The 1969-nt window shown below is 73.2% G+C and carries 4 protein-coding genes; 2 read left to right on the forward strand and 2 right to left on the reverse strand.

The genetic code is table 11. The features are described 5' to 3' along the window. Positions 1-59: 59 nt before the first annotated feature. A complete protein-coding gene (locus tag ABZ646_RS45860) occupies positions 60-542 on the forward strand; it encodes a MarR family transcriptional regulator (RefSeq protein ID WP_360533526.1) in 483 nt (160 codons plus the stop codon). Further along, the gene (locus ABZ646_RS45865) at positions 539-982 is read left to right on the forward strand and encodes a MarR family transcriptional regulator (RefSeq protein ID WP_360533529.1); all 444 of its coding nucleotides are present in this window, start codon (positions 539-541) and stop codon (positions 980-982) included. Before ABZ646_RS45860 ends, ABZ646_RS45865 begins: the two co-directional genes overlap by 4 nt. A gap of 34 nt (positions 983-1016) precedes the next feature. On the opposite strand, the gene ABZ646_RS45870 is transcribed toward ABZ646_RS45865, so the two are convergent. Both ABZ646_RS45870 and thiS read right to left on the reverse strand, forming a co-directional pair. Further along, positions 1017-1811: a thiazole synthase gene (locus tag ABZ646_RS45870; protein ID WP_360533532.1), complete on the reverse strand. Its 795-nt coding sequence runs from the start codon at positions 1809-1811 to the stop codon at positions 1017-1019. A 5-nt stretch (positions 1812-1816) separates the two neighbouring features. Next, positions 1817-1969: sulfur carrier protein ThiS (gene thiS, locus ABZ646_RS45875; protein ID WP_360533535.1), on the reverse strand; the 153-nt coding region annotated here is incomplete at its 5' end.

Below are 1969 nucleotides of genomic sequence, written 5' to 3' on the forward strand. Positions count from 1 at the left end.
GTGACGCTCGCCACCGAAAACGGTAGCCATGTACATAGTAGCCATGTACTGTATCTCTCATGAGTGAGGCAACCGAGAGCGCCACGGCCGGGTTCCTGGTCTGGCGCCTGTCGATGAAGTGGCGGGTGGCCGTCGACCGGGCGGTCGCGCCGCTGGGCCTGACCCACGCCCAGTACGCGCTGCTGGCGTCCCTGTACGGCATGGGCCGCACCGGGGAGCGGCCCAGCCAGCGCCGCCTCGCCGACCACACCGGCCTGGAACCGCTGTACGTCTCGAAGCTCGCCCGTGCCCTGGAGGCCGCCGGCCTCCTCGCCCGCACCCGCGACCCCGGTGACCCGCGGGCCATGCAGCTGACGCTCACCGGACAGGGGCGCGATGTCACCGGGCGGGCGATCACGGTGGTCCAGGGCCTGCTGGACCAGATGCTGGAGCCGCTCGGGGGACAGCACGGCCCGCGCGCCCGACAGCTCGCCCACGACCTCGAGACCCTGCTCGACGCACCTCTTGATCCGCACACCGAGAACGAGACGGAGCAGTCATGACCACCGCACCCGCCGTCGACGCCCGCGTCATAGCGCTGGCCCACCACGCCCCGCGCGCCCTCCTGGAAGGTGTCCTGGCCCGTCACGGCATCACCTTCCACCAGAGCGTCACGCTCCGGGCGGCCGTGGTCGCCGGTGACTCCGTCGGCCGTGACGACCTCGTCGACGAGGTCACCGGCGCGCTGAAGACCGACGAGTCGGTCGCGCGCGGGGCGATCGAGGAGCTGACGGCCGCGAGGCTGCTGGAGCCGACCCCGGCGGACCCCTCCCGGCTCCGGCTCACGGACCCCGGCCGTGACCTCTACGAGCGCACCTCAGCACAGAGCGCCGAGATCGCCGCCCGCCTGTACGCAGGCATCCCGGAGCAGGACCTGGCGACGGCGGGCCGCGTACTCACCCTGATCACAGACCGCGCCAACACCGAACTGCACCAACCCTGATCCGTCCGCCCGCCCCCGCGGGAGCGGGCCGGGGTCAGAACGCGGGGCGCTCCGGGTCGAGCACGGCCAGGCCCTCCGCAGGAGAGGACGCCTCGGCGAAGTACCGCCGGGGGATGCGCCCCGCCAGCCGGGCCAGCCGCCCCGCCTCCACCCCGGCCCGCATGGCCAGCGCCATCCGCTCGGGATCCCGCGCCCGCGTCACGGCCGACGCCAGCATCACCCCCGCACACCCCAGCTCCATCGCCAACGCCACGTCCGACGCCGTACCGGCCCCGGCGTCCAGGATCACCGGCACGCGCGCGTGCTCCACGATCAGCTGGAAGTTGTGCGGGTTGCGGATCCCGAGCCCCGACCCGATCGGCGACCCCAGCGGCATCACCGCCGCACACCCCACGTCCTCCAGCTTCCGCGCCAGCACCGGATCGTCGTTGGTGTACGGCAGGACCGTGAACCCGTCGTCCACCAGCGTCTCCGCGGCGTCCAGCAGTTCCACCGGATCCGGCAGCAGCGTCCGCTCGTCGGCGATGACCTCGAGTTTCACCAGCGAGGTCCCCAGCGCCTCCCGCGCCAGCCGGGCGGTCAGCACGGCCTCCCCGGCGGTGTAGCACCCCGCCGTGTTCGGCAGCACCCGGATCCCCAGCCGCTCCAGCACCGACAGCACGGAGCCCCGTACCCCCGGGTCCACCCGCCGCATCGCGACCGTGGTCAGCTCGGTCCCGGAGGCGACGAGCGCCCGCTCCAGCACCTCCAGGCCGGCCGCACCCCCGGTACCCATGATCAACCGGGAGGAGAACGTCGTACCCCCGAGCACGAAAGGATCGTCGGCCACGGCGCTCAGCCTCCCTGCACGGCGGTCAGGACTTCCACCCGGTCGCCCTCGGCGAGGCCCGTCGCCGACCACCGCGCACGCGGTACGACGGTCTCGTTGACGGCCGCGGCCACCCCGGACGGCGCGGTCGTCAGGGACTGCACGAGCGTGTCCAGAGC

This window comes from Streptomyces sp. NPDC007162 (assembly GCF_040634175.1).
Lineage (GTDB): Bacteria > Actinomycetota > Actinomycetes > Streptomycetales > Streptomycetaceae > Streptomyces.

Excerpts from the sequence above, each read along its gene's own strand:
- ABZ646_RS45860 (WP_360533526.1), top strand. The coding sequence starts at position 60 with ATGAGTGAGGCAACCGAGAGCGCCACGGCCGGGTTCCTGGTCTGGCGC.
- ABZ646_RS45865 (WP_360533529.1), top strand. The coding sequence starts at position 539 with ATGACCACCGCACCCGCCGTCGACGCCCGCGTCATAGCGCTGGCCCAC.